Consider the following 22,919-nt stretch of genomic DNA (forward strand, 5'->3'; position numbering starts at 1 on the left):
AAAAAATAATCGATTACACGACGGCTTTGCCGGCGCGTACAAATACAGGCTTGGTGACGGTGACGGGCATTTCGCGGTTACGGATTTGAACCACCGCCGTTTCACCGATACCCGCAGGCACGCGAGCCAGCGCAATGCTGTAGCCCAGCGTTGGCGAGAACGTGCCGCTGGTGATCACGCCTTCGCGCTGATTGCCCTGCGCATCGGTAAAGCGCACCGGCAGTTCGCCACGCAGAACGCCTTTCTCGGTCATCACCAGGCCAACAAGTTGTTCAGTGCCGTGCTCACGCTGAGCTTCCAGCGCTTCTCGGCCAATGAAGTCACGGTCTGTAGGTTCCCAGGCAATGGTCCAGCCCATATTGGCCGCCAGCGGAGAAACGCCTTCGTCCATCTCCTGACCGTACAGATTCATCCCCGCTTCCAGACGCAGCGTGTCACGCGCGCCCAGACCGCAAGGCTTAACGCCGGTTTCGACCAGCGCATGCCAGAAGTCTGCCGCTTTCTCATTCGGCAGTGCAATTTCATAACCCGCTTCGCCGGTGTAACCGGTGGTCGCCACAAACAGGTCACCTGCCTGCACGCCGAAGAACGGCTTCATGCCTTCTACCGCGCTGCGCTGCTCATCGTTGAACAGGCTGGCAGCTTTAGCTTGCGCATCCGGGCCCTGTACCGCAATCAGCGACAGATCGTCACGCACGGTGATGTCGATGCCGTACGGCTCAGCGTGTTGGCTAATCCAGGCAAGGTCTTTTTCACGGGTGGCGGAGTTGACGACGAGGCGGAAATAATCTTCGGTGAGGAAATAGACAATCAGGTCATCAATGACCCCGGCGGATGCGTTGAGCATGCCGGTGTAGAGTGCCTTGCCGGGCCTGGTCAGTTTGGCAACGTCATTGGCCAGCAAGTAGCGCAGAAATTCACGGGTACGGCTGCCGCGCAGGTCGACGATGGTCATGTGTGAGACATCGAACATTCCGGCGCTGGTGCGTACCGCGTGGTGCTCATCAATCTGCGAGCCATAATGCAGCGGCATCATCCAGCCATGGAAGTCCACCATGCGTGCGCCACACAGCGTGTGTTGTTCATACAAAGGCGTCTGTTGAGCCATCTTGTCCTCATTGAATAAGCGGGGCTACAGGTGCTTTGCGGACTCAGAAGTCGCCGCAAAGCCCAGCGCCGATACCGCTCAGGGCACCGACGCAAACGTTCTCTTTCGTCTGACGTTACCACCGAAAACCGTGGTAAACCATAAGGCAAAGCAATCCATCAGATTAGCTTATGACCAGAATGCGCGAAAAACTCTACAGAACGATCGACTGGCTTTCTGCGACTAATGCCACATAAAATTAACAATACTGTTCAGGATTTGGTGATAAATGATATTTCACGTGGGAAATTGGGCTGATTTTTCGTAAGGGAATTTTTGTAACATTAATAAAACTAATGCGAAAAAAGCAGTGAGATTAGATTATTTCAAACGAGGGAAACACACCCGACAAGACTGCCGGGTGAGGAAGTGTGATCGACTTAACGCAGCCAGCCTGGAAGATCGTTCAGACCCATCGCCTGACGAATAAGCTGAGGTTTTACCCCTGGCAGCGTGTCGGCCAGTTTCAGGCCGATATCGCGGAACAGTTTCTTCGCCGGATTGACTCCGGCAAACAGTTCGCGGAAGCCCTGCATACCCGCCAGCATTAATGCGGCACTGTGCTTGCGACTGCGCTCGTAGCGGCGCAGATAGAAGTGCTGGCCGAAATCTTTCCCCTGCGCGTGCAGACGGCGAGTTTCGTCGATCAGTTCTGCGGCATCCATAAAGCCGAGGTTTACCCCCTGCCCGGCCAGCGGATGAATGGTGTGCGCCGCATCACCCACCAGTGCCAGACGATGCGCGGCAAACTGGCGGGCATAGCGCCCGGTTAGCGGGAACACCTGCCGCTCGCTTGCCACTTCACACAGACCCAGACGGTTATCAAAAGCCACGTTCAGCGCCTGATTGAATGTCGCGTCGTCGGCCTGCTGCATTTTCGCGGCGTCTTCCGGCGCTAACGACCAGACGATGGAGCACAGATGCGGGTCGCTTAATGGCAGAAACGCCAGAATGCCTTCGCCGTGAAACGCCTGGCGCGCCACCGCCTGATGCGGTTCGGCGGTGCGAATAGTCGCCACCAGCGCGTGATGGCGATAATCCCAGGAGGTCAGCGGAATATCCGCTTTGCCACGAAGCCAGGAGTTCGCACCATCCGCGCCAATCACCAGGCGCGCAGTCAGCATGTTGCCGTCTTTCAGCGTCAAAAAGGCCTCGTTTTCGCCCCATGCCACCTGCGCCAGTTCGGCGGGTGCCATCAGCGTGACGTCTTTACAGCGTTCCGCTTTTTTCCACAGCGCATGATGGATCACGCCATTTTCGATGATGTGCCCTAAATGGCTATAGCCGAGACTTGCATCATCAAACGCGATGCGCCCAAAGCTGTCTTTATCCCACACTTCCATGCCGTGATAGCAGCTGGCGCGTTCGCCCACAATGTCATTCCAGACATCGAGGCGTGAGAGCAGTTTTTCACTGGCGGCGTTGATGGCGGAAACACGAAGCTGCGGGGCGGAATCTGCCGCTACGGGCTGGGGCTGATGTTGTTCAATGACCGCCACGCGCAGTCCACTGCCCTGCAATCCGCAGGCCACGGCGAGGCCGACCATTCCACCACCGACGATAGCGATATCTACATTTTGCACGTTGTTGTTCCTTATCTCGCTACCTGACCCAGGGTACGCTGCGCCAGCGCATCACGCGCCGGAGTGAATAATTCCATCGCCATCAGCCCGACATTTCGTCCGGCCACCAGCGGTGCCCAGCGATTGGCGAACAGATGGACCAGTCCGTCGGTCACGCCGACCGTCGCACTTTTATCGTCGGCCCGGCGCTGTTGATACTGGCTTAACAGCGCATACTCGCCCGGATCGTTTGCCTGCGCGAGCATTTCTGCCAGCGAAATAACATCGCGTAGTCCGAGGTTAAAGCCCTGTCCGGCAATCGGATGCAGAGTTTGCGCCGCATTACCTACCAGCGCCATGCGGTGCGATATCGCCCGGCTGGCAGTGGTCAGGGAAAGCGGGTAAGCATTGCGACTGCCGCTGTGGGTAATGCGCCCGAGTCGCCAGCCAAAGGCCTGCTGCAGTTCCTGGCAGAACCGAGCATCAGACCAGCTCAGAACCTCATCACGGTTTTCCAGCGGATGGCACCACACCAGCGAACAGCGTCCATCTGACATCGGCAACATCGCCAGCGGGCCATGTTCGGTAAAACGCTCAAACGCGCGGCCGTCGTGCGGCACGGCGGTGGTCACGTTGGCGATCACTGCCAGCTGCTCGTACGGCTGCTGTTGCCATGCGATACCACATTGTTCGCCGAGCGAAGAACGTGAGCCGTCTGCGGCAACCAGCAGTTTCCCGGAGAGTGTAACGCCGTTATCAAGCGCCACATCGACGCGGTCCTGGCTGCGGGTAAAACTGTCAACCCGCGCCGGACAATGTAAGCTCACGCCAGGCGCTTTGCGTAACAAGGCGAAAAGACGCTGGCCGACATCGTGCAGCTCGACCACCTGCCCTAACGCAGGCAGGCTGTAATCGTCGGCATCCAGCGTCACGAAACCTGCATGGCCACGGTCGCTGACGTGAACGGTCCGAATAGCCGTGGCACATTCACGCAGTGCCTGCCAGATACCTACACGGGCCAGTTGTTGACAGGTCCCTGCGGCCAGTGCGATAGCGCGAGCATCAAAGCCCGGATGCGCCAGTGAATCCGGTGCGACGGCTTCCACTAAATGTACCGGCAGTTTGCCTGCACTGAGATGTGAGATCGCCAGCGCCAGCGTTGCGCCGGTCATGCCGCCGCCTACGATAATCACGCTCATTGGGCGTGCGCCGCCATCAAGGCTTCGATATCGTCCGCGCGTTTTACCACGCTGGCGGTCAGATTCTCGTTGCCGCTTTCAGTTATCACAATGTCATCTTCAATACGAATGCCGATACCGCGGTATTGCTCCGGCACGTCGGCGTCCGGGGCGATATACAGCCCGGGCTCAACGGTCAGTACCATTCCCGGCTCGAGCACGCGGGAACGATCCGCGCCGTATTCGCCAACATCGTGAACGTCCAGGCCCAGCCAGTGGCTAAGGCCGTGCATGAAGAATTTACGGTGTGCGTTGTCGGCAATCAGCTGGTCAACTTCCCCATTGAGGATGCCGAGCGACACCAATCCACTGACCATCACGCGCACGACTTCGCCAGTGACATCCTGCATGGTTGTTCCAGGACGGTACAGCGTCAGCGCGGTGTCCAGCGATTCGAGCACGATGTCGTAGATTTCACGCTGCGCCGGCGTGAATTTGCCGTTTACCGGGAAAGTACGCGTGATGTCGCCCGCGTAGCCACGATATTCGCAGCCCGCGTCGATCAGCACTAAATCGCCGTCACGCAGTTCAGATTCATTTTCGGTGTAATGCAGAATGCAGCCGTTTTCGCCGCCGCCAACGATGGTGTTGTAGGATGGGTAACGCGCGCCGTGGCGGGTAAATTCATGGTGAATTTCACCTTCGAGCTGATACTCAAACATGCCCGGACGGCATTTTTCCATCGCGCGAGTGTGCCCCAGCGCGGAGATTTCCCCGGCCCGGCGCATCACTTCAATTTCTTCCGCAGATTTGAACAAGCGCATTTCGTGCACCAGCGGACGCCAGTCGACCATCGCCGCTGGCGCTTTCAGATTCTGACGCGCGCCTTTGCGCAGTTTATCCAGCGCATTGAACACGATGCTGTCGGCATAAGCGTATTCGCCCTGCGCGTGATACACCGCGTCCAGACCGTTCAGCAGCTGATACAGCTGCTCGTCGATTTCGCTGAACGCCAGCGCACGATCCACGCCCAGCTTTTCAGGCGCGGCATCCTGGCCCAATCGACGGCCAAACCAGATTTCGGCGGTCAGGTCGCGAACGCGATTAAACAGAACGCTGTGGTTGTGGGTGTCATCACTTTTAATCAGCACCAGCACCGCTTCTGGCTCGTTAAAGCCGGTGAAGTAGCTGAAATCACTGCTTTGGCGATACGGGTATTCCGTGTCGGCGCTGCGTATGGCTTCCGGTGCGGCAAAAATTAATGCCGCGCTGCCTGATGGCATCTGCGCCAGCAGCTTTTGCCGACGCTGAAGGTACTCTTGCTGAGTCATGACACCCTCCTGAGCATTCTTATTGTTAGTGTAAGGTCGGTTTGCGAACTTCTGGCGCGGTCGGCTGTTGATGCGTGAAGGTATCGTGGCACAGCAAAGCGGCAACACGAACGTACTCGACGATTTCTTCGAGCGACATCTCGAGCTCTTCCTGATCTTCGTCTTCTTCATAACCCAACTGGGCAATGTTACGCAGATCGTCGATGGCTTCGCCGGTTTCGCCTTTCACTTTCTCAAGCTTCGGCTGAGTAACACCCAGTCCCAGCAGGAAGTGATTGACCCAGCCAGATAGCGCATCGGCACGCTCAAAAACGCTGACGTTATCGCCATCCGGGATATACAGCTGGAACTGGAAACCTTCGTCTTCCAGCGCATCGCTGGTGACGGCGTGGACCTTACGCAGCACTTCAGCCAGCTCGTGGCCGAAAGCCATGCCTTCGTTGGTCAGGTCATGCACCAGCGGTAACCAGCTGCTGTCTTTGTTGCCGCCACACAGCATGCCGCTAATCAGTCCGTGCATTTCGGCAGGCGTTAAACCTACACCCTGTTGGGTAAGTAACTGGTTCACATCGTTGTAACCAGGCATTTCGTTCTGTATAGACATGCGCATTCGTCATCGTTGGGGGGAAGTTTCATGTTATGCTACCACTTTGGACCCTGGTGAACCAGAAAAGGGCTTGTATGTTCACACTGGGGTAGCTATAGTGTCGCCCCTTCGCGGGCCCCGGTGCGGGCTGTGAAGGTTGCGCAGTCAATCAGCAGGAAGGTGGCATGTCTGCAGAACCCGTCGATATCCAAATTTTTGGCCGTTCACTGCGAGTGAATTGCCCGCCTGAACAAAGGGATGCCCTTAATCAGGCCGCGGACGATCTGAATCAGCGGTTGCAAGATCTAAAAGAACGCACTAGAGTCACAAATACTGAGCAGCTGGTCTTCATTGCCGCCCTGAACATCAGCTACGAGCTGACGCAGGAAAGAGCGAAGACGCGTGATTATGCTGCCAGCATGGAAACACGTATTCGGATGCTGCAACAGACCATTGAACAGGCACTTCTTGATCAAGGTCGCACAACTGAAAAGACGGGTCCAAAGTTTGAATAACACTTCCGGGTTTACTATGGTAGAGTGACCCTGAAGACAAAATTTCTCTGAGATGTTCGCAAGCGGGCCAGTCCCCTGAGCCGATATTTCATACCACAAGAATGTGGCGCTCCACGGTTGGTGAGCAAGCTCGGTTCGTCCGAGAAGCCTTAAGACTGTGACGACATATTCACCTTGAACCAAGGGTTCAAGGGTTACAGCCTGCGGCGGCATCTCGGAGATTCCCTACCTTCTGTTTCTACCATGACACTCGTGCCTGAAATCCCCTCAGCAAGACAAAACATTCGCCAGATTATCCGGCAGCGCAGACGCGCACTGACTCCAGACCAACAACAGCATTTTGCCGAACAGGCTGCTTATCGCATGATGGCGTATGCGCCGGTGATGATGGGCCAGACCGTGGCGCTGTTTCTCTCTTTCGACGGTGAGCTCGATACCCGCCCACTTATTGAGCAGCTTTGGCTCAGCGGCAAGAAAGTGTATCTGCCGGTTCTGCATCCGTTCAGCTCTGGAAATCTGTTGTTCCTTTATTACCATCCCCATTCCGAACTGGTTATGAACAGGCTGAAAATTCAGGAGCCGAAACTGGACGTGCGCGACGTGCTGCCGCTCAGTGAACTGGATGTGCTGATTACGCCGCTTGTGGCGTTTGACGCGCAGGGCCAACGATTAGGTATGGGCGGTGGGTTTTACGACAGGACGCTGCAAAACTGGCAGCAGCACGGCCTGCAGCCGGTCGGTTATGCGCATGATTGTCAGCTGGTGGAGACTCTGCCTACAGAGAAGTGGGATATTCCGCTACCCGCGGTGGTGACGCCAGCAAAAGTGTGGCAGTGGTGATAAATATTTGCCCGGCGGCGCGTTGCTTGCCAGGCCTATAAAACGGTACAACGTAGGCCCGGCAAGCTTTACGCCGCCGGGCAAACACCGCTAATCAGTACAACAGACGCGCGCGAATAGTCCCCGGGATCGCCTTCATGCTTTGCAGCGCTTTCTCCGCAACATCTTCTTCCGCTTCAATATCGATAACCACATAGCCCATCTGCGGCGTGGTTTGCAGATACTGCGCGGCAATGTTCACACTCTGCTCGGCAAAGATCTGGTTGATTGCGGTCAGCACGCCCGGACGGTTTTCGTGGATGTGCAGCAGACGACGACCACCGTGTAACGGCAGCGACACTTCCGGGAAGTTAACCGCTGAAAGCGTAGAACCGTTGTCGGAGTATTTGGCCAGTTTGCCCGCCACCTCCAGACCGATATTTTCCTGTGCTTCCTGAGTAGAACCACCAATGTGTGGCGTCAGGATCACGTTGTCGAATTCGCATAATGGCGAGGTGAATGGATCGCTGTTGGTCGCAGGCTCAGTCGGGAACACATCGATTGCCGCGCCCGCCAGGTGCTTACGCGCCAGCGCATCGCACAGCGCAGGAATGTCGACCACCGTGCCACGTGCGGCGTTGATTAACAGTGAACCAGGCTTCATTAGCGCCAGTTCTTCTGCGCCCATCATGTTCTTCGTTGAGGCATTTTCCGGAACATGCAGACTCACCACGTCGCTCATGTTCAGCAGATCGGAAAGATGCTGAACCTGTGTCGCATTGCCGAGCGGCAGTTTGTTTTCGATATCGTAGAAGAAAACGTGCATCCCCAGCGATTCCGCCAGAATACCGAGCTGCGTGCCGATATGGCCGTAACCGATAATCCCCAGCTTCTTACCGCGTGCCTCAAAGCTGCCCGCCGCCAGTTTGTTCCAGATCCCGCGGTGCGCCTTAGCGTTCGCTTCTGGAATACCGCGCAGCAGTAACAGCAGCTCACCAATCACCAGCTCCGCCACGGAACGGGTATTCGAGAACGGCGCGTTAAAGACCGGAACGCCACGTTTTGCCGCCGCGTTCAAATCGACCTGGTTGGTGCCGATGCAGAAACAGCCGATGGCCACCAGTTTCTCCGCCGCCTGAATAATGTCTTCAGTCAGTTGAGTACGGGAGCGCAGGCCGATGAAATGGGCATCACGGATCGATTCTTTCAGCTGCTCTGCGTCGAGCGCGCCTTTGTGATATTCAATGTTGGTGTAGCCTGCCGCACGAAGGTTATCGAGTGCTTTTTGATGCACGCCTTCCACCAGCAGAAACTTAATCTTGTCTTTTTCCAGTGATACCTTAGCCATTTCCCCGCCCTGTCTGTCTTGTATCGTTGTTGTGGTGAACGAACGTCCACCTCAGCAACATATCAAAAAAAACTATTGCAGCAATATGAACGTTTGCGTCGGCGTGCTGAAGAAATGTCATTCAGTGGAAATTGACAGCATAAAATGCTGAATGGGGAGATTGATGCAGCGAGTTAATCAGATGCAGCCGATAAATGTGACACAAGTCACCGAATTTCGCCTGTCGAAAATTTTTTACGGGAGCCAGGCGGCTCCCGTCAGATCATTTCACGATAGTTTTGACACCTTCGGCGGTACCAATCAGCGCCACATCCGCGCCACGGTTGGCGAACAGGCCGACGGTGACCACGCCAGGAATCGCGTTAATCGCGTTTTCCAGCGCAATCGCATCCAGAATTTCCAGGCCGTGCACATCAAGGATAACGTTGCCGTTATCGGTCACCACGTTCTGACGATATTCCGGGCGGCCGCCCAGTTTCACCAGCTGACGAGCCACCGCACTGCGTGCCATCGGGATAACTTCCACCGGCAACGGGAAATTACCGAGGATAGCCACCTGTTTGGAGGAATCGGCAATGCAGATAAACTTGTCGGCAACGGAGGCGATGATTTTCTCGCGAGTCAGCGCCGCGCCACCGCCTTTGATCATCTGCATGTTTCCGTTAATCTCATCAGCACCATCAACGTAGACGCCCAGGCTGTCCACTTCGTTGAGATCAAACACGTGAATACCTAAGCTTTTCAGCTTTTCGGTAGAAGCGTCTGAGCTGGAAACGGCACCTTCAATCTGGCCTTTCATGGTACCCAGTGCGTCAATAAAGTGCGCGGCGGTCGAGCCCGTGCCAACACCGACGATAGTTCCCGGTTGTACATATTGAAGTGCTGCCCAGCCAACTGCTTTTTTCAGTTCATCCTGCGTCATGATTTTTGCCTGTGATGTGATGGGATGCCGCGCATTATAGATCATTCACCCCAGATATGTCCTTGCAGACGCCAGGTGTTGCGGCCCCAATTTGGTCCTGTATCTAACGTAAATTTATGTCATAGTGCGGATAACACAAGATGAGGAGTCAGTCAGAGCAATGAAACGTCCGGACTACAGAACACTACAGGCATTGGATGCGGTTATTCGGGAACGCGGGTTTGAACGCGCCGCACAAAAGCTGTGTATTACCCAGTCCGCCGTCTCTCAGCGAATCAAACAGCTGGAAAACATGTTCGGCCAGCCTTTACTGGTGCGAAGCGTGCCTCCTCGTCCGACCGAGCAAGGGCAGAAACTACTGGCGCTGCTGCGTCAGGTTGAGCTGCTAGAGGAAGAGTGGCTGGGCGATGAGCAAACCGGCTCCACGCCGCTGCTGCTGTCGCTGGCGGTCAACGCCGACAGTCTGGCAACCTGGCTGCTGCCCGCACTGTCTGCGGTGCTGTCTGATTCGCCGATTCGTCTGAACCTTCAGGTTGAAGATGAAACACGTACGCAGGAACGTCTGCGTCGTGGTGAAGTGGTGGGTGCGGTCAGTATCCAGCCACAGGCGCTGCCAAGTTGCCTGGTCGATCAGCTCGGTGCGCTCGATTATCTTTTCGTCGCGTCAAAGTCATTTGCGCAACGCTACTTCCCCAACGGCGTAACGCGCTCTGCCCTGCTGAAAGCACCCGTGGTGGCGTTTGACCATCTCGATGATATGCATCAGGCCTTTTTGCAGCAGAATTTCGATCTGCCGCCGGGCAGCGTACCGTGCCATATCGTCAACTCGTCGGAAGCCTTCGTGCAGCTGGCGCGCCAGGGCACCACCTGCTGTATGATCCCGCATCTGCAAATCGAGCGTGAGCTGGACAGCGGTGAACTTATTAACCTGACGCCGGGCCTGTTCCAGCGCCGGATGCTGTACTGGCACCGCTTTGCGCCAGAAAGCCGCATGATGCGCAGGGTAACCGATGCCCTGCTGGAGTACGGCCACAAAGTTCTCCGCCAGGATTGATCAAAAACGCCGGGTTTCCCCGGCGTTTTCATTTATAACACTACGGCTTTTTATTCCGCTTTATTCTGCGGTTCAGCCTGCGTCGGTTCGAGCTGGAAGACAACGTCTACCTGGTCGTCGAACTGAATAGTTGGCTGTTCGTAGGTTTCCTGCGCGGAAGGTGCAGCGGCTGCATCGGCCTTCATCATGCGAACCATTGGGCTCGGCTGATAGTTAGACACGTGATAGCGCACGCTATAGACCGGACCGAGTTTGGCGTTAAAGCCGGAGGCCAGCTCTTTTGCCTGATGCACAGCATCGTCAATCGCCGCTTTACGGGCTTTATCTTTGTACTCTTCCGGTTGCGCAACGCCAAGCGATACGGAGCGGATTTCATTCAGACCCGCTTTCAGCGCGCCGTCCAACAGCGAATTGAGCTTATCCAACTGACGCAGCGTGACTTCAACGGTACGCACCGCGCGGTATCCTTTCAGAATGCTTTTGCCGTTCTGATAGTCATAATCCGGCTGAGTACGGAGGTTGGCAGAACTGATGTCTTTTTTAGCGACATCGTTTTTCTCAAGGAAAGAGAGATACTGGGCTACGCGATCGTCGGCCTGTTTCTTCGCCGTTGCAGCATCTTTTGCCGCCACGTTGACTTCAATCGCCAGAGTCGCGATATCAGGCGCTGCGTCTACGCTTGCCGTTCCGGAGGTCACAATGTGCGGTCCATCTGGCAACTCATTTGCCTGTACCGACATCGCACCGAATCCCACTAATGCCGCCAGGGCCATCACTTTAAACTTCACTGTCATTCCTCCTTGTTACGTCTTGACCCCAAAACAGGGCGCATGCCTGCAAGCTTAGCTTCTGAGGCCTGAATGTCCATAAGACAAGCCTTAGTTGAACAAGGCGTGAACATGGGAGATGCCATCTTTCGCCAGCTGGAAAGCGATAAACCACATCACCAGGCCGACCAGGATATTAATGGTGCGCTGCGCTTTGGCAGTGCGTAAACGCGGGGCCAGCCAGGCGGCGAGCAGTGCCAGACCAAAGAACCACAGGAAAGACGCACTCACGGTGCCAAGCGCGAACCAGCGTTTTGGCTCTGCGCCCAACTGCCCGCCGAGGCTACCGAGCACAACGAAGGTGTCCAGATAAACGTGCGGATTAAGCCAGGTGACCGCCAGCATAGTGGCAATAATCTTCCAGCGGCCCTGCTTCATCACTTCCGCGGTCGCCAGTTCCAGATTGCTGCCCATCGCCGTTTTCAGCGCGCCAAATCCGTACCATAACAGGAACGCAACGCCGCCCCAGGTGACGAACGCCAGCAGCCACGGCGACTGCATCAGTAACGCGCTGCCGCCAAACACGCCGGCGCATATCAATACCAAATCACTGACCGCACAAAGGAAGGCAATCATGATGTGATACTGACGGCGAATCCCCTGGTTCATGACAAACGCATTCTGCGGGCCAAGAGGAAGGATCATGGCCGCACCGAGGACAAGCCCCTGAATATAATAAGATAACACGATAGTTTTTCTCACGAATGTTCGTTAATGACGAGACTATAACGCGCGTTCCTCATTAGCTGAAATGGATAATGCTAATACTATATTAATATAACTAATAATGCGTATTCCTTGCGCGAATGCATATTCATGCACCAGGCGTGAGTTATACTGCATATTGTATTTTCCTGGTGACTTTCCCTTTCACTTGTTCAAGGACAGATCATGAAATTAAAGCCGTTTTTAGTCCAGAGCGTTGCCCTCGCTCTGCTCATTTCGATATCGCCGGTTCAGGCGGAAACCGTATTGCGCTACACCGATCACGAACCGCTCAGCAACATGCGTACCAAAGTGATTAAAGACGTTTTCTTTGCCGCCATCGCTGAGGAGTCACACGGGCGGCTGCGCGTGGAAGATCACTGGAACGGCGAGCTCTCGGTCAGCTATGACGCGCTGAAAACGGTCAGCGAAGGGAGAGTCGCGGATATGGGCATCGTGGTACCGGAATACACCGCCGAGCAATTACCGCTACATCAGATCTTCAAAAGCTTCCCGCTGGGGCCAGACAACGGCGACGCACAGGTGGAATTCTTCCATAACGTGTTCCGTGATTTACCGCAGTTTTCCGCTGAGCTTGCCGCCAATAACCTGGTGAACCTGCAATTTTTCCTCGGCTATCCAGCGGCGTTTTTCGCAACCAGTCCTTTGCTGAAATACGACAATCTGAAAGACACTACCTGGCGCACCGCAAGTTTCTGGCATCAGGCGTATCTGGAAAATGCAGGGGCGAAGGTCGTCAAAATGCCATGGAATGCGCAAATCACCGACGCATTGCGTAACGGAACGCTTAGCGGCCTGCTGGTTAATCTGGATAGCGGCGATGACATTCACGCCTGGCAGGCGGCGAAGGAAGTTCGCGTTTCGCCGCGTCTGTGGCTGGGACATGTTTATCTGCTAGTGATGAATAAAACGCGCTGGGAAAACCTGTCAGAAGACGATAAAGCCGCCATTCGTCGGGCTGCTGCGCGCACAGAGAAAACGCTGGGCGTGACGCTCGACACCAGCCTGAAACAGATGACTCAGAACATGAGTCAGCAAGGCGCGCATGTTCGGACGCTGACCCCGCAGGAGCTGAACACCTGGCAGCGCACCAGCCGTTATCAGGCCGTTCAGGCCGATTGGGTGAAGAAGCAGGAAGCCAACGGTGTCGCCAACGCGGGCGAAACGCTGAACGCGGTGGCAAAGCAGCTTCATGTGATAACCAAAGAATGATGTAAAAAAGCCCGCTCGCGGCGGGCTTGCGTTCAGTAATGAGCCGAAATTACGCGGCTTCTGATTGCTCTTTCACGCGTTTGAAATTCACATCCATCTGCGGATACGGGAAGCTGATGCCGTTGGCATCGAAGTCACGCTTCACACGCTCAAGCACATCCCAGTACACGTTTTGCAGGTCGCCACTTTTGCTCCAGGCACGAACCACAAAATTAATGGATGAAGGCCCTAACTCGTTCAGACGCACGGTGATGTCACGATCTTTCAGGATGCGCTCATCGGACTCAACGATATTGGTCAGCAGCTGCTTCACCTTATCGATATCGGAATCATACGCCACGCCAATAATGAATTCGTTACGACGCACCGGCTCGCGGGAGAAGTTGATGATGTTCCCGGCGATGATTTTACCGTTCGGGATAACTACGATTTTGCCGTCGATGGTGCGCATGGTGGTGGAGAAAATCTGCACATTGAGCACGGTACCGGCCACGCCGCCGAGATCAACATATTCACCCGCACGGAACGGACGGAACATCACCAGCAGCACGCCAGCCGCCAGGTTGGAAAGTGAGCCTTGCAGCGCCAGGCCGACAGCCAAACCTGCGGCACCGAGGACGGCAATAACCGATGCGGTCTGCACGCCGACGCGACCGAGCGCGGCTATCAGGGTGAAGGCAATAATTGCATAGCGCAGCATTGCTGACAGGAAGTCAGCCACAGTGGCATCAATCTGACGCGCGCGCATCACACGGTTAACGGCATTCGAGACCAGTCGGGCGATAATCATCCCGATGACGATAATGGCGATAGCCGCGACGATATTCACCGCATAGCTCAGCAGCAGCGCCTGGTTGCGTACCAGCCATGAGCCTGCGTGGTTTATACTGTCGACAACGTTCAAATCTTCCATCTGATAATCCTTATAGCTACCCTAACGGGGAATAAAACTCGACGAATCTGCAAACAGGCAGTCCGTTAAGGGTAAACAAGAATTGTCGGTTTTGCCAAGTAGTTCACAGAATTAAGCAAAATTATCCTGTTGAAAAGGCAATAAAAAAGCCCGCTAAATAGCGGGCTTAGGGTAGAAATCAGCTTTCAAAAATTACAGAACGTCAACCGCGTTCAGTTCTTTGAATGCCTGCTCCAGACGAGTAATCATAGAGGTCTGAGCAGCACGCAGCCATACGCGTGGATCGTAGTATTTCTTGTTCGGCTGGTCATCGCCTTTCGGGTTGCCCAGCTGACCCTGCAGGTAAGCTTCGTTTTCTTTGTAATAGTTCAGGATACCTTCCCAGGTTGCCCACTGGGTATCGGTATCGATGTTCATTTTGATTACACCGTAGCTTACGGAGTCTTTGATTTCCTGAGCAGAAGAACCGGAACCGCCGTGGAAGACGAAGTTCAGGCTGTTGTGCGGCAGGTTGTGTTTCTTGGACACGAATTCCTGAGAATCACGCAGGATAGTCGGGGTCAGAACCACGTTACCTGGCTTGTACACACCGTGCACGTTACCGAAGGAAGCAGCGATGGTGAAACGTGGGCTGATTGCGTTCAGTTTGGTGTACGCGTAGTCAACGTCTTCTGGCTGAGTGTACAGAGCGGATGCGTCCATATGGCTGTTATCAACGCCATCTTCTTCACCGCCGGTGCAGCCCAGTTCGATTTCCAGAGTCATGTCCATTTTGGCCATGCGCGCCAGGTATTTGGAGCAGATCTCGATGTTCTCTTCCAGAGACTCTTCGGACAGGTCGATCATGTGGGAAGAGAACAGGGGTTTACCGGTAGCAGCGAAGTGTTTTTCGCCCGCGTCCAGCAGACCGTCGATCCACGGCAGCAGTTTCTTCGCGCAGTGGTCAGTGTGCAGGATAACCGGAACACCGTAGTGCTCAGCCATCTGATGAACATGGTGTGCACCAGAGATAGCACCCAGGATAGCAGCACCCTGAGGAACGTCAGTTTTCACGCCTTTACCTGCGATGAACGCAGCGCCACCGTTGGAGAACTGAACGATAACAGGTGCTTTAGCTTTTGCAGCAGTTTCCAGTACGGCGTTGATGGAGTCGGTACCCACACAGTTGACCGCTGGCAGTGCAAAGTTGTTCTCTTTTGCTACCTGGAAAACTTTCTGTACGTCATCACCGGTGATAACACCTGGTTTTACGAAATCAAAAATCTTAGACATGATTGTTTGTCCTGTATCGTCGGCATTTAGAAAAAACGTTTGTGCCACCGAAGGTGTTACGGTGGCAAAAAATCAACGGGCAGGTTAACCCTGCCCGGAATCATTACTTCTTAGCGCGCTCTTCGAGCATCGCTACTGCTGGCAGCACTTTGCCTTCCACGAATTCGAGGAATGCGCCACCGCCAGTGGAGATGTAGGAGATCTTGTCGGAGATACCGAACAGGTCGATTGCCGCCAGAGTGTCGCCGCCGCCTGCGATGGAGAACGCTTCGCTATCGGCGATGGCGTTAGCCACAATTTCAGTACCTTTACGGAAGTTCGGGAACTCGAACACGCCAACCGGGCCGTTCCACAGAATCGTTTTAGCGTTTTTCAGGATATCAGCCAGTTTCTGTGCAGAAACGTCGCCCAGGTCCAGAATCTGCTCTTCATCTTTGATGTCGTTAACAGATTTCAGGGTTGCTGGTGCAGTTTCGGAGAACTCAGTCGCCACGCGAACGTCAGTCGGAACCGGGATATCGCAGGTGGTCAGCAGACGTTTTGCTTCGTCAACCAGGTCAGCTTCGTACAGGGATTTGCCCACGTTGTGGCCCTGAGCGGCAACGAAGGTGTTGGCGATGCCACCACCGACGATCAGCTGGTCAGCGATTTTGGACAGAGAATCCAGAACGGTCAGTTTGGTGGAAACTTTAGAACCACCAACGATAGCAACCATTGGGCGAGCTGGGTTACCCAGTGCTTTACCCAGTGCGTCCAGTTCTGCTGCCAGCAGCGGGCCTGCACACGCGACGTCAGCAAATTTGCCGATACCGTGGGTGGAAGCCTGTGCACGGTGTGCAGTACCGAATGCGTCCATCACGAATACGTCACACAGCGCAGCGTATTTCTTAGACAGCGCTTCGTCGTCTTTTTTCTCGCCTTTGTTAAAGCGAACGTTTTCCAGAACCACCAGTTCACCGGCAGCAATTTCAACGCCGTCCAGGTAATCTTTTACCAGGCGAACCGGGTTAGATAATTTGTCTTTCAGGTAGTTAACTACCGGAAGCAGAGAGAATTCTTCGTTGTACTCGCCTTCGGTCGGACGACCCAGGTGAGACGTCACCATCACTTTAGCGCCCTGTTTCAGAGCCATTTCGATGGTTGGCAGGGATGCACGAATACGCGCATCGCTGGTCACTTTTCCGTCTTTAACCGGAACGTTCAGATCGGCACGGATGAAAACGCGTTTACCAGCCAGATCCAGATCGGTCATCTTAATTACAGACATGGTGAATCCTCTCGTTGATTCTAAAGTTTTGCAGACGCGACAGCGCCTTACCTGAAACCTGTATTGGCCATCGCTAACGTGGTGTCGAGCATTCGGTTAGCGAAACCCCATTCATTATCACACCAGACCAGCGTTTTGATCAGATGCGCACCGCTCACCCGCGTCTGCGTGCCATCGACAATGGCACTGTGCGGATCGTGGTTAAAATCTATTGAGACCAACGGTAATTCCGTATAGTCAACTATACCATGAAATGCCCCCAGCGCCGATTTTTGCAGCAACTGGTTGACTTCACACGCGTTTACCGGATGCTTCACGGTCACGCTGAGGTCGATTGCGGTGACGTTAATCGTCGGCACGCGCACGGCAATGGCTTCAAATCGGTCATTAAACTGCGGGAAAATTCGGGTGATGCCAGCAGCCAGTTTAGTATCAACTGGAATAATCGACTGACTGGCTGCACGGGTACGACGCAGGTCCGGATGATACGCATCGATAACTTGCTGATCGTGCATCGCCGAATGGATAGTCGTGACCGTTCCCGATTCAATACCCCAGGCATCGTCGAGCAATTTGATGACAGGAATAATGCAGTTGGTGGTGCAGGATGCGTTGGAGACAAGACGGTGGTCGCGTTGCAATTCGTGGTGATTGACACCGTAAACGACCGTTGCGTCGAGGTCGTTGCTGCCAGGATGTGAAAAGAGCACTTTCTTAGCGCCCGCTGCCAGATGCATTTCGCCATCGGCCCGGGTGCCATACACGCCGGTGCAATCGAGCACAACATCAACACCCAGTTCCCGCCACGGCAGCGCTTCCAGCGAAGGCTCGTGTAACAGGCGAATGACGTCATCACCGACGTAAAGCTGCTCTCGTTCCTGGCGAACATCCCAGGCAAAGCGGCCATGGCTGGTGTCATATTTCAACAAATGCGCGATGCCCGCAGCATCAGCCAGTTCGTTGATTGCCACTACGGTGATCTCCGCACGACGCCCGGATTCATATAAAGCACGAACCACGTTACGTCCAATGCGACCGAAGCCATTAATCGCTACGCGTACGGTCATAGGTCTCCTGCAAGACTTTCCCTGAAGTGTGTGGCTGAGAGCGTAATCCAGCCTCACCAGGAAAGGAATCCTTGCTGTCGCAAACCGCGACTGATTGATTATTTGTCGAACATTTAATCGACTGAAACGCTTCAGCTAGAGTAAGCGAAACCTGGAATAAAGGGAATCCGTGACCCGCAACAGAAAACAGTTATCTGATCTACGTCACATTTTCCCATGCCCTTTTGCAGCGATTAAGAATAATTTACCCCTGCATTTCGCTGAGCGCTATTCACTCACGCCCATATTCAAACGAAACGATAGTCGCCTTCTTCGGTCATCGCCAGCGTCACGTCGGCAGGCACACTCTCACTGAGAACGCGGTCAACATTTGGTCCATCGGTACGTCGATAAAAAGCGATAGCGTCCTGCTTGCTCAGGCCACCGGCTTGTTTTCTGGCAATCAGTCTCTGGCTCAACGCAGCCGCCGGGGCGGTGATGAAAATCGAGAAATCACAATATTCCCGCAGCTTGCACCAGTCGGCATCGTCGCGCAGCAACCAGTTACCTTCCACCACTACCAACGGCGCAGTCACCTGCAAGGCGTGCTCCTGCGGATCGTGCTTTTGCCGATCGTACTGGGGCCATGTGCCCTGCCCTTCACGGATTTGTTGCAGATTTCCCGCCAGCTTTGCGACGTCAAAGGTCTCTGGCGCGCCTTTATAGGGACGTAAACCTTCCGCGTCCAGCCAGTCGTTGTAGTGGTGAAAACCGTCCATCGGCAGCGTTTGCAGCGCCGGGAGTTCGGCGTCCTGTGCGGCGAGCCACGCCCAAAACGCCGTGAGCGTCGACTTTCCGGTACCCGGTGGCGCGCTCAGAAAAACAATCGTGCGTTGGTGCTGCGCGGCTGCGTGCAGTCTCGCCAGCCTTTGCAGCAGAGGTTTATGGACGGTTTCAATATCCTGTTCACTAAAATGGGCAGTAACGTCAATCCCATTAATGGTCAGCATTATCTTCACGGCGTTAATTCCTTGAGAATTGCCGTTACTGCGAGGGCCAACGCGGTTTTGATAATCCCGATGAAGCGACTTTCCGAGTACAACGCGAAATCGGCAAACTTCATGCCCTTCAGAGCGTCATACATCGGGGTGTTATCGGTTATCGCATTCACGTTACAGATAAAGTCCCAGGTCAACTCATCGGTAAAACCCGGGGCGTTATCCTGCCCGCTCAGAAACTGATGGAACTGGGAAAAATGGGTGATATCGGCGTACAGCCATTTATCCATTTTTCCCAGCGCATAGATCAGGCGGAGCGCCACATCGAGGTCATCGAGCGGCCCGCTTTGCGCAAGTAACGGCTTCACTGCATATTCCACAATTTCCTCATCGTTGTTGACGAATAACGACGGCAGAAAACGCTTAATTGCCTGCAGCAAAATCGCATTCGCAGCGGCCATAAAGGCAGGCAAAGTTTCCTGAGCGTTCAGTTGCTCAAGGACGTCATCTTCGGTCAGTACGGTCATTCGTCTCTCGATAAATCATCAGGAATGCAGGGAGTTTATAATATTACACGTCCGGTCTGTACCGTTGATCAGCATAGTGTGCGTCCGCACACCTTCGTTGGTTCGGCTAATACCCTGGAGTAAATCTCCACCGGTTACGCCCGTCGCACTCAATAAAATATCCTGGCTGCTCACCAGCTCGTTCAGCGTATAAACCTGATTGACCACCACGCCCATTTCCACGCAGCGGCGGCGCTCATCAGTGGCAATACGTCGATGCGCGTCGCTTTCTCCTTTTGCCTCACAAAAATCGATCAGCTCGGCCTGCATATCGCCCGTCATCGCCCTCACCGCACAAGCAGAAATCACACCTTCTGGCGCACCGCCGACGGTGTACATCACGTCGAAAACGTTATCCGGCTGGCAGGTCAGCACGCTGGCGGCAACATCGCCATCCGGCAGCGCAAACACTTTTACCCCCAGAGCAGAGGCTTCCTCAATTGCCGCCTGAGAGCGTGGTTTATCCAGCGTGACCATCTTCAGTTCGTGAAGCGGTTTACCCAATACGCGGGCAACGTTGCGCAAATTGTCACTGAGCGACAGCGACAGATTAATCGCCCCGCGCGCTTTGCGATTCACCACCAGTTTTTTCATATACATATCAGGTGCATGCAGCAGACTACCCGCCGGTGCAAAGGCCATTACCGCCAGCGCGTTGCTTTGGCCCATCGCAACCATTCGGGTGCCTTCAATCGGATCAACGGCGATATCCACCCCTGGCCCGCCGGACCCGACTTCTTCGCCGATATACAGCATCGGCGCCTTATCAATCTCACCTTCGCCAATCACGATGCGTCCCTGCATCGGGATATCGTTCAGCGCCTGACGCATTGCCGCCACCGCCAGACCATCAATCGCGTTCTTATCACCGCATCCGGTTTGCGGCCAGGCGGCAAGCGCCGCCTGCTCCGTGGTACGAATCAGCGGCCATGCCAGCGAGTTCATTGCGCAGCCTCCCCGAGATCGACGCCAAACTGCGCCAGCAGATACTTCTCCGCCTGCTCATTCCAGATGCCGTGCGTCGGTTCCACCAGCCGTGCCAGTTCGCGGAACAGCGGATCGGTTTTGCCTTTCTCAGCAAAATCGGCAATCGCCGTGAGTGGCATGGTGACACCGTTGTAAATCAACTTTTTCCCGCCAGGGATGTCCGGCAGATTGAGCACGGTGTCGGGTACCGCATCCAGCCCGCCAATGTGCGTCACCATAAAGGAAGGCTGCAACTGCCCGGCCGCGCTCAATGCAATGGCTTCTTCCATATCACCCGTTGAGCCACCGGAAGTACCGACGACGTGAGTCCGGTTGTAGTGCACGTTGTAAAAGTTAAACGGCACGCTGAAGTTTTTATCCGTCGGACCGGCGAAGAAGTTCAGGCAGCCATCTTCCGCCAGTAGCCCATCCGCCAGTGCCACTACCGCAGGGACGGCAGCGTAGACAAACACGTCGTCGAAGCCCGCGTCGCCGGTCAGGGCGCGCAGTTCGTCCTGTGGATTTTCCATTTCGCTCGTGTTGACGTAAATCAGCTCAATACCTTTGCTCGCCGCCAGCGCCACAGGCAGCAGTTTTTCCGCCTGTGCCAGCCGTGTCTCGTCAATATCCACCACCACAATGCGCGCAGGCGCAATGTCGCCGTGAATGGCGTAATCGATGGCACCAATACCCATTGGTCCGGCGCAGGCCAGCAACGCCAGATTACCGCCGGGTTTTATCCCCATCTGGTGTTCATACACATACGGCGTGGTGTGATAATTCGCTTTATAGGCGCCGATAATGCAACACATCGGTTCTGCCAGCGACGCCGCTGCAAAATAAGAACCGTTATACGGTAATACACAGCCCAGATTAATTGCCTGCTCGGGAATAATCATATAGGTGGCGTTACCACCGAAATATTCATAGCTATATCCCGCGGAGTAACCGCTGGGTAATCCCATTGCCGGTTGCAAAACAAAACGCTGACCTTTTTTATATTTGTCAGCCAGATTTTTTCCGACCTCTACAATAATACCTGCGCATTCATGCCCGGTAATAACAGGATGTTGTGCTAAATCATCCGGCACACGTTTATGTTCACTTCCCAGCAATGCAGCTTTCCAGGTGGATAAACACACGCTGTCGGAAATAACGCTCACCAGCAGTTCGTTGTCATTAATTTCAGGTAATTCAAACTCACGGATGCGAACATCCCGCGGCCCGTAAATGGCCGCCACTTTGGTTTTCATTGTTGACCTCGATAAATAATGTGTCAGGCGCTAAGCTGTTTAAATAATGTGTCGAGCTGTGGATCACCGATATAGTTATTAATTAATACCAACGGCTTATGGCTGACGCGTTTAACACGGCCTTCAAGGCTGGCATGAGTCACAATAATATCAGCATCCTGCGGTACGTTTTCGATAGCGTAATGTTTAACGTCAATACTCAGCCCGTTCTTTTCAAGGCGCTTGCGGAAAGTGGTCGCCCCCATCGCACTGGAGCCCATTCCGGCGTCACAAACGAACGCGATACGCTGAACGTTCGCATACGAAAATGCCCCTTCCTGCTTCATGGTTTTCACGCTCTGCGCTGACTGGGTAAAGGTGTCTTCCCCTTCCACTACCGTGTTTTTCTCCATTTTGAGGATCAAAGCGGTTACCGAAAATGAGACCACCGCCCCCACAGTCACTCCAGCCAGAGTCGCCACAAATGACCCTTTCGGCGTAAGCGCCAGATAGGCAAAGATAGAGCCAGGACTCGGACCGGCCACCAGCCCGCCGCCAAGCAGATTAAAGGTATAAATGCCGGACATGCCGCCCGCAATCATCGCCAGCAGGGTCAGCGGCTTCATCAGCACATACGGGAAATAGAGTTCATGAATACCACCGAGGAAGTGAATAATCATCGCTCCCGGGGCCGATTTTTTACTCATCCCTTTGCCAAACACCGCAAAGCCCAGCAGCAGCCCCAGCCCAGGCCCCGGGTTAGAGGCGACCATAAAGAAGATGGACTTACCGGTTTCAGAGGCCTGCTGCATGCCCAGCGGATAATAAACCCCCTGATCGATAGCATTATTCAGAAACAGGATCTTAGCCGGTTCATTGATTATCGACAGCAACGGCAGATAACCGGTATGAACCAGCGCTTCGATACAGCCTTTGACGAAGTTGTTGGCAATCAACACTGCAGGGCCAATCACTTCAAAGCCGAGCAGACACAGCAACATCCCGGCAATACCCAGCGAGAAGTTATTGATAACCATCTCAAACCCGGCAGGGATCCGTTTCTCCAGTAGTTTGTCGATATGTTTAATCACCAGACCGCCGAGCGGGCCCATGATCATCGCGCCGATAAACATCGGAATATCCGCACCAACAATGACGCCGATGGTACCGATACCGCCCATCACCGCACCACGTTTGCCGCCGACCAGATGTCCCCCGGTCGAGCCAATCATCACCGGCAGCAGATACGTGATCATCGGCCCGACAATTTTGGCGAAATGCTCATTGGGCAACCAGCCGGTCGGTATAAATAAAGCGGTAATAAACCCCCAGGCAATAAATGCACCAATATTGGGGATGACCATGGCGGTCAAAAAGCCCCCAAAAGCCTGGACTTTTGCACGAGCAGACTTATTTTCCATAATGAGATCCT

The 22,919-nt window shown here is 54.5% G+C and carries 22 protein-coding genes and 1 other RNA gene; 5 read left to right on the plus strand and 18 right to left on the minus strand.

What is annotated here, in order from left to right:
- Positions 1 to 13: 13 nt before the first annotated feature.
- From gcvT to MUU51_RS07975, 5 genes are all read right to left on the minus strand, one after another.
- On the minus strand, positions 14 to 1,108 hold the full coding sequence (gcvT, locus tag MUU51_RS07955; RefSeq protein WP_258967552.1) for a glycine cleavage system aminomethyltransferase GcvT: 1,095 nt from the start codon (positions 1,106 to 1,108) through the stop codon (positions 14 to 16).
- Positions 1,109 to 1,527: 419 nt separating this feature from the next.
- On the minus strand, positions 1,528 to 2,730 hold the full coding sequence (gene ubiI, locus MUU51_RS07960; RefSeq protein ID WP_258967553.1) for an FAD-dependent 2-octaprenylphenol hydroxylase: 1,203 nt from the start codon (positions 2,728 to 2,730) through the stop codon (positions 1,528 to 1,530).
- A gap of 11 nt (positions 2,731 to 2,741) precedes the next feature.
- Entirely contained in the window at positions 2,742 to 3,908 is a 1,167-nt protein-coding gene (gene ubiH, locus MUU51_RS07965) for a 2-octaprenyl-6-methoxyphenyl hydroxylase (protein ID WP_159773899.1), read from the minus strand.
- Positions 3,905 to 5,218: a Xaa-Pro aminopeptidase gene (pepP, locus tag MUU51_RS07970; protein WP_159773901.1), complete on the minus strand. Its 1,314-nt coding sequence runs from the start codon at positions 5,216 to 5,218 to the stop codon at positions 3,905 to 3,907. The genes ubiH and pepP overlap by 4 nt, the downstream gene beginning before the upstream one ends.
- Positions 5,219 to 5,243: 25 nt before the next feature.
- Complete coding sequence (locus MUU51_RS07975) at positions 5,244 to 5,822, minus strand: YecA/YgfB family protein (protein ID WP_159773903.1); 579 nt, start codon at positions 5,820 to 5,822, stop codon at positions 5,244 to 5,246.
- A gap of 167 nt (positions 5,823 to 5,989) precedes the next feature.
- Here MUU51_RS07975 and zapA point away from each other — a divergent pair, with 167 nt between their 5' ends.
- The 3 genes from zapA to MUU51_RS07990 all read left to right on the plus strand — a co-directional run bounded on the left by zapA (position 5,990) and on the right by MUU51_RS07990 (position 7,159).
- Positions 5,990 to 6,319: a cell division protein ZapA gene (gene zapA, locus MUU51_RS07980; protein ID WP_110511969.1), complete on the plus strand. Its 330-nt coding sequence runs from the start codon at positions 5,990 to 5,992 to the stop codon at positions 6,317 to 6,319.
- Between the two features lie 41 nt (positions 6,320 to 6,360).
- A non-coding RNA gene (ssrS, locus tag MUU51_RS07985) (6S RNA) lies at positions 6,361 to 6,544 on the plus strand.
- An 18-nt stretch (positions 6,545 to 6,562) separates the two neighbouring features.
- The gene (locus MUU51_RS07990; protein ID WP_258967554.1) at positions 6,563 to 7,159 is read left to right on the plus strand and encodes a 5-formyltetrahydrofolate cyclo-ligase; all 597 of its coding nucleotides are present in this window, start codon (positions 6,563 to 6,565) and stop codon (positions 7,157 to 7,159) included.
- A gap of 94 nt (positions 7,160 to 7,253) precedes the next feature.
- Here MUU51_RS07990 and serA read toward each other — a convergent pair whose 3' ends face one another.
- Entirely contained in the window at positions 7,254 to 8,486 is a 1,233-nt protein-coding gene (gene serA / locus MUU51_RS07995) for a phosphoglycerate dehydrogenase (RefSeq protein ID WP_159773907.1), read from the minus strand.
- A gap of 262 nt (positions 8,487 to 8,748) precedes the next feature.
- Positions 8,749 to 9,408 (minus strand): ribose-5-phosphate isomerase RpiA, encoded by a 660-nt coding sequence (gene rpiA, locus MUU51_RS08000; protein WP_159773909.1) that lies wholly within the window; start codon positions 9,406 to 9,408, stop codon positions 8,749 to 8,751.
- 160 nt (positions 9,409 to 9,568) lie between these two features.
- Between rpiA and argP the strand changes: the two genes are divergently transcribed.
- A complete protein-coding gene (gene argP, locus MUU51_RS08005) occupies positions 9,569 to 10,462 on the plus strand; it encodes a DNA-binding transcriptional regulator ArgP (RefSeq protein ID WP_159773911.1) in 894 nt (297 codons plus the stop codon).
- Positions 10,463 to 10,512: 50 nt separating this feature from the next.
- Here argP and MUU51_RS08010 read toward each other — a convergent pair whose 3' ends face one another.
- Entirely contained in the window at positions 10,513 to 11,250 is a 738-nt protein-coding gene (locus MUU51_RS08010; protein WP_159773913.1) for an oxidative stress defense protein, read from the minus strand.
- A gap of 90 nt (positions 11,251 to 11,340) precedes the next feature.
- Complete coding sequence (argO, locus tag MUU51_RS08015) at positions 11,341 to 11,976, minus strand: arginine exporter ArgO (protein ID WP_159773915.1); 636 nt, start codon at positions 11,974 to 11,976, stop codon at positions 11,341 to 11,343.
- 204 nt (positions 11,977 to 12,180) lie between these two features.
- On the opposite strand from argO, the gene dctP reads away from it, so the two are divergent.
- Entirely contained in the window at positions 12,181 to 13,227 is a 1,047-nt protein-coding gene (gene dctP / locus MUU51_RS08020; protein WP_258967555.1) for a TRAP transporter substrate-binding protein DctP, read from the plus strand.
- 49 nt (positions 13,228 to 13,276) lie between these two features.
- Here dctP and MUU51_RS08025 read toward each other — a convergent pair whose 3' ends face one another.
- The 9 genes from MUU51_RS08025 to MUU51_RS08065 form a co-directional block, all read right to left on the minus strand.
- Entirely contained in the window at positions 13,277 to 14,140 is an 864-nt protein-coding gene (locus MUU51_RS08025; RefSeq protein ID WP_159773919.1) for a small-conductance mechanosensitive channel MscS, read from the minus strand.
- A gap of 192 nt (positions 14,141 to 14,332) precedes the next feature.
- Entirely contained in the window at positions 14,333 to 15,412 is a 1,080-nt protein-coding gene (fbaA, locus tag MUU51_RS08030; RefSeq protein ID WP_110511960.1) for a class II fructose-bisphosphate aldolase, read from the minus strand.
- A 103-nt stretch (positions 15,413 to 15,515) separates the two neighbouring features.
- On the minus strand, positions 15,516 to 16,679 hold the full coding sequence (gene pgk, locus MUU51_RS08035; RefSeq protein WP_159773921.1) for a phosphoglycerate kinase: 1,164 nt from the start codon (positions 16,677 to 16,679) through the stop codon (positions 15,516 to 15,518).
- Between the two features lie 47 nt (positions 16,680 to 16,726).
- On the minus strand, positions 16,727 to 17,746 hold the full coding sequence (gene epd, locus MUU51_RS08040; RefSeq protein ID WP_159773923.1) for an erythrose-4-phosphate dehydrogenase: 1,020 nt from the start codon (positions 17,744 to 17,746) through the stop codon (positions 16,727 to 16,729).
- Positions 17,747 to 18,033: 287 nt separating this feature from the next.
- Positions 18,034 to 18,744, minus strand: coding sequence for a nucleoside/nucleotide kinase family protein (locus tag MUU51_RS08045; protein WP_159773925.1), 711 nt, complete (start codon positions 18,742 to 18,744; stop codon positions 18,034 to 18,036).
- Entirely contained in the window at positions 18,741 to 19,250 is a 510-nt protein-coding gene (locus MUU51_RS08050; protein ID WP_159773927.1) for an MltR family transcriptional regulator, read from the minus strand. Before MUU51_RS08050 ends, MUU51_RS08045 begins: the two co-directional genes overlap by 4 nt.
- Before the next feature lie 18 nt (positions 19,251 to 19,268).
- The gene (gene glpX / locus MUU51_RS08055) at positions 19,269 to 20,234 is read right to left on the minus strand and encodes a class II fructose-bisphosphatase (protein WP_258967556.1); all 966 of its coding nucleotides are present in this window, start codon (positions 20,232 to 20,234) and stop codon (positions 19,269 to 19,271) included.
- Complete coding sequence (locus MUU51_RS08060; protein WP_159773931.1) at positions 20,231 to 21,508, minus strand: zinc-binding dehydrogenase; 1,278 nt, start codon at positions 21,506 to 21,508, stop codon at positions 20,231 to 20,233. Before MUU51_RS08060 ends, glpX begins: the two co-directional genes overlap by 4 nt.
- Before the next feature lie 23 nt (positions 21,509 to 21,531).
- Positions 21,532 to 22,908 (minus strand): PTS mannitol transporter subunit IIBC, encoded by a 1,377-nt coding sequence (locus MUU51_RS08065; protein ID WP_258967557.1) that lies wholly within the window; start codon positions 22,906 to 22,908, stop codon positions 21,532 to 21,534.
- Positions 22,909 to 22,919 lie beyond the last annotated feature (11 nt).

The organism is Scandinavium manionii (genome assembly GCF_024764775.1).
Taxonomy (GTDB): Bacteria; Pseudomonadota; Gammaproteobacteria; order Enterobacterales; family Enterobacteriaceae; genus Scandinavium; species Scandinavium manionii.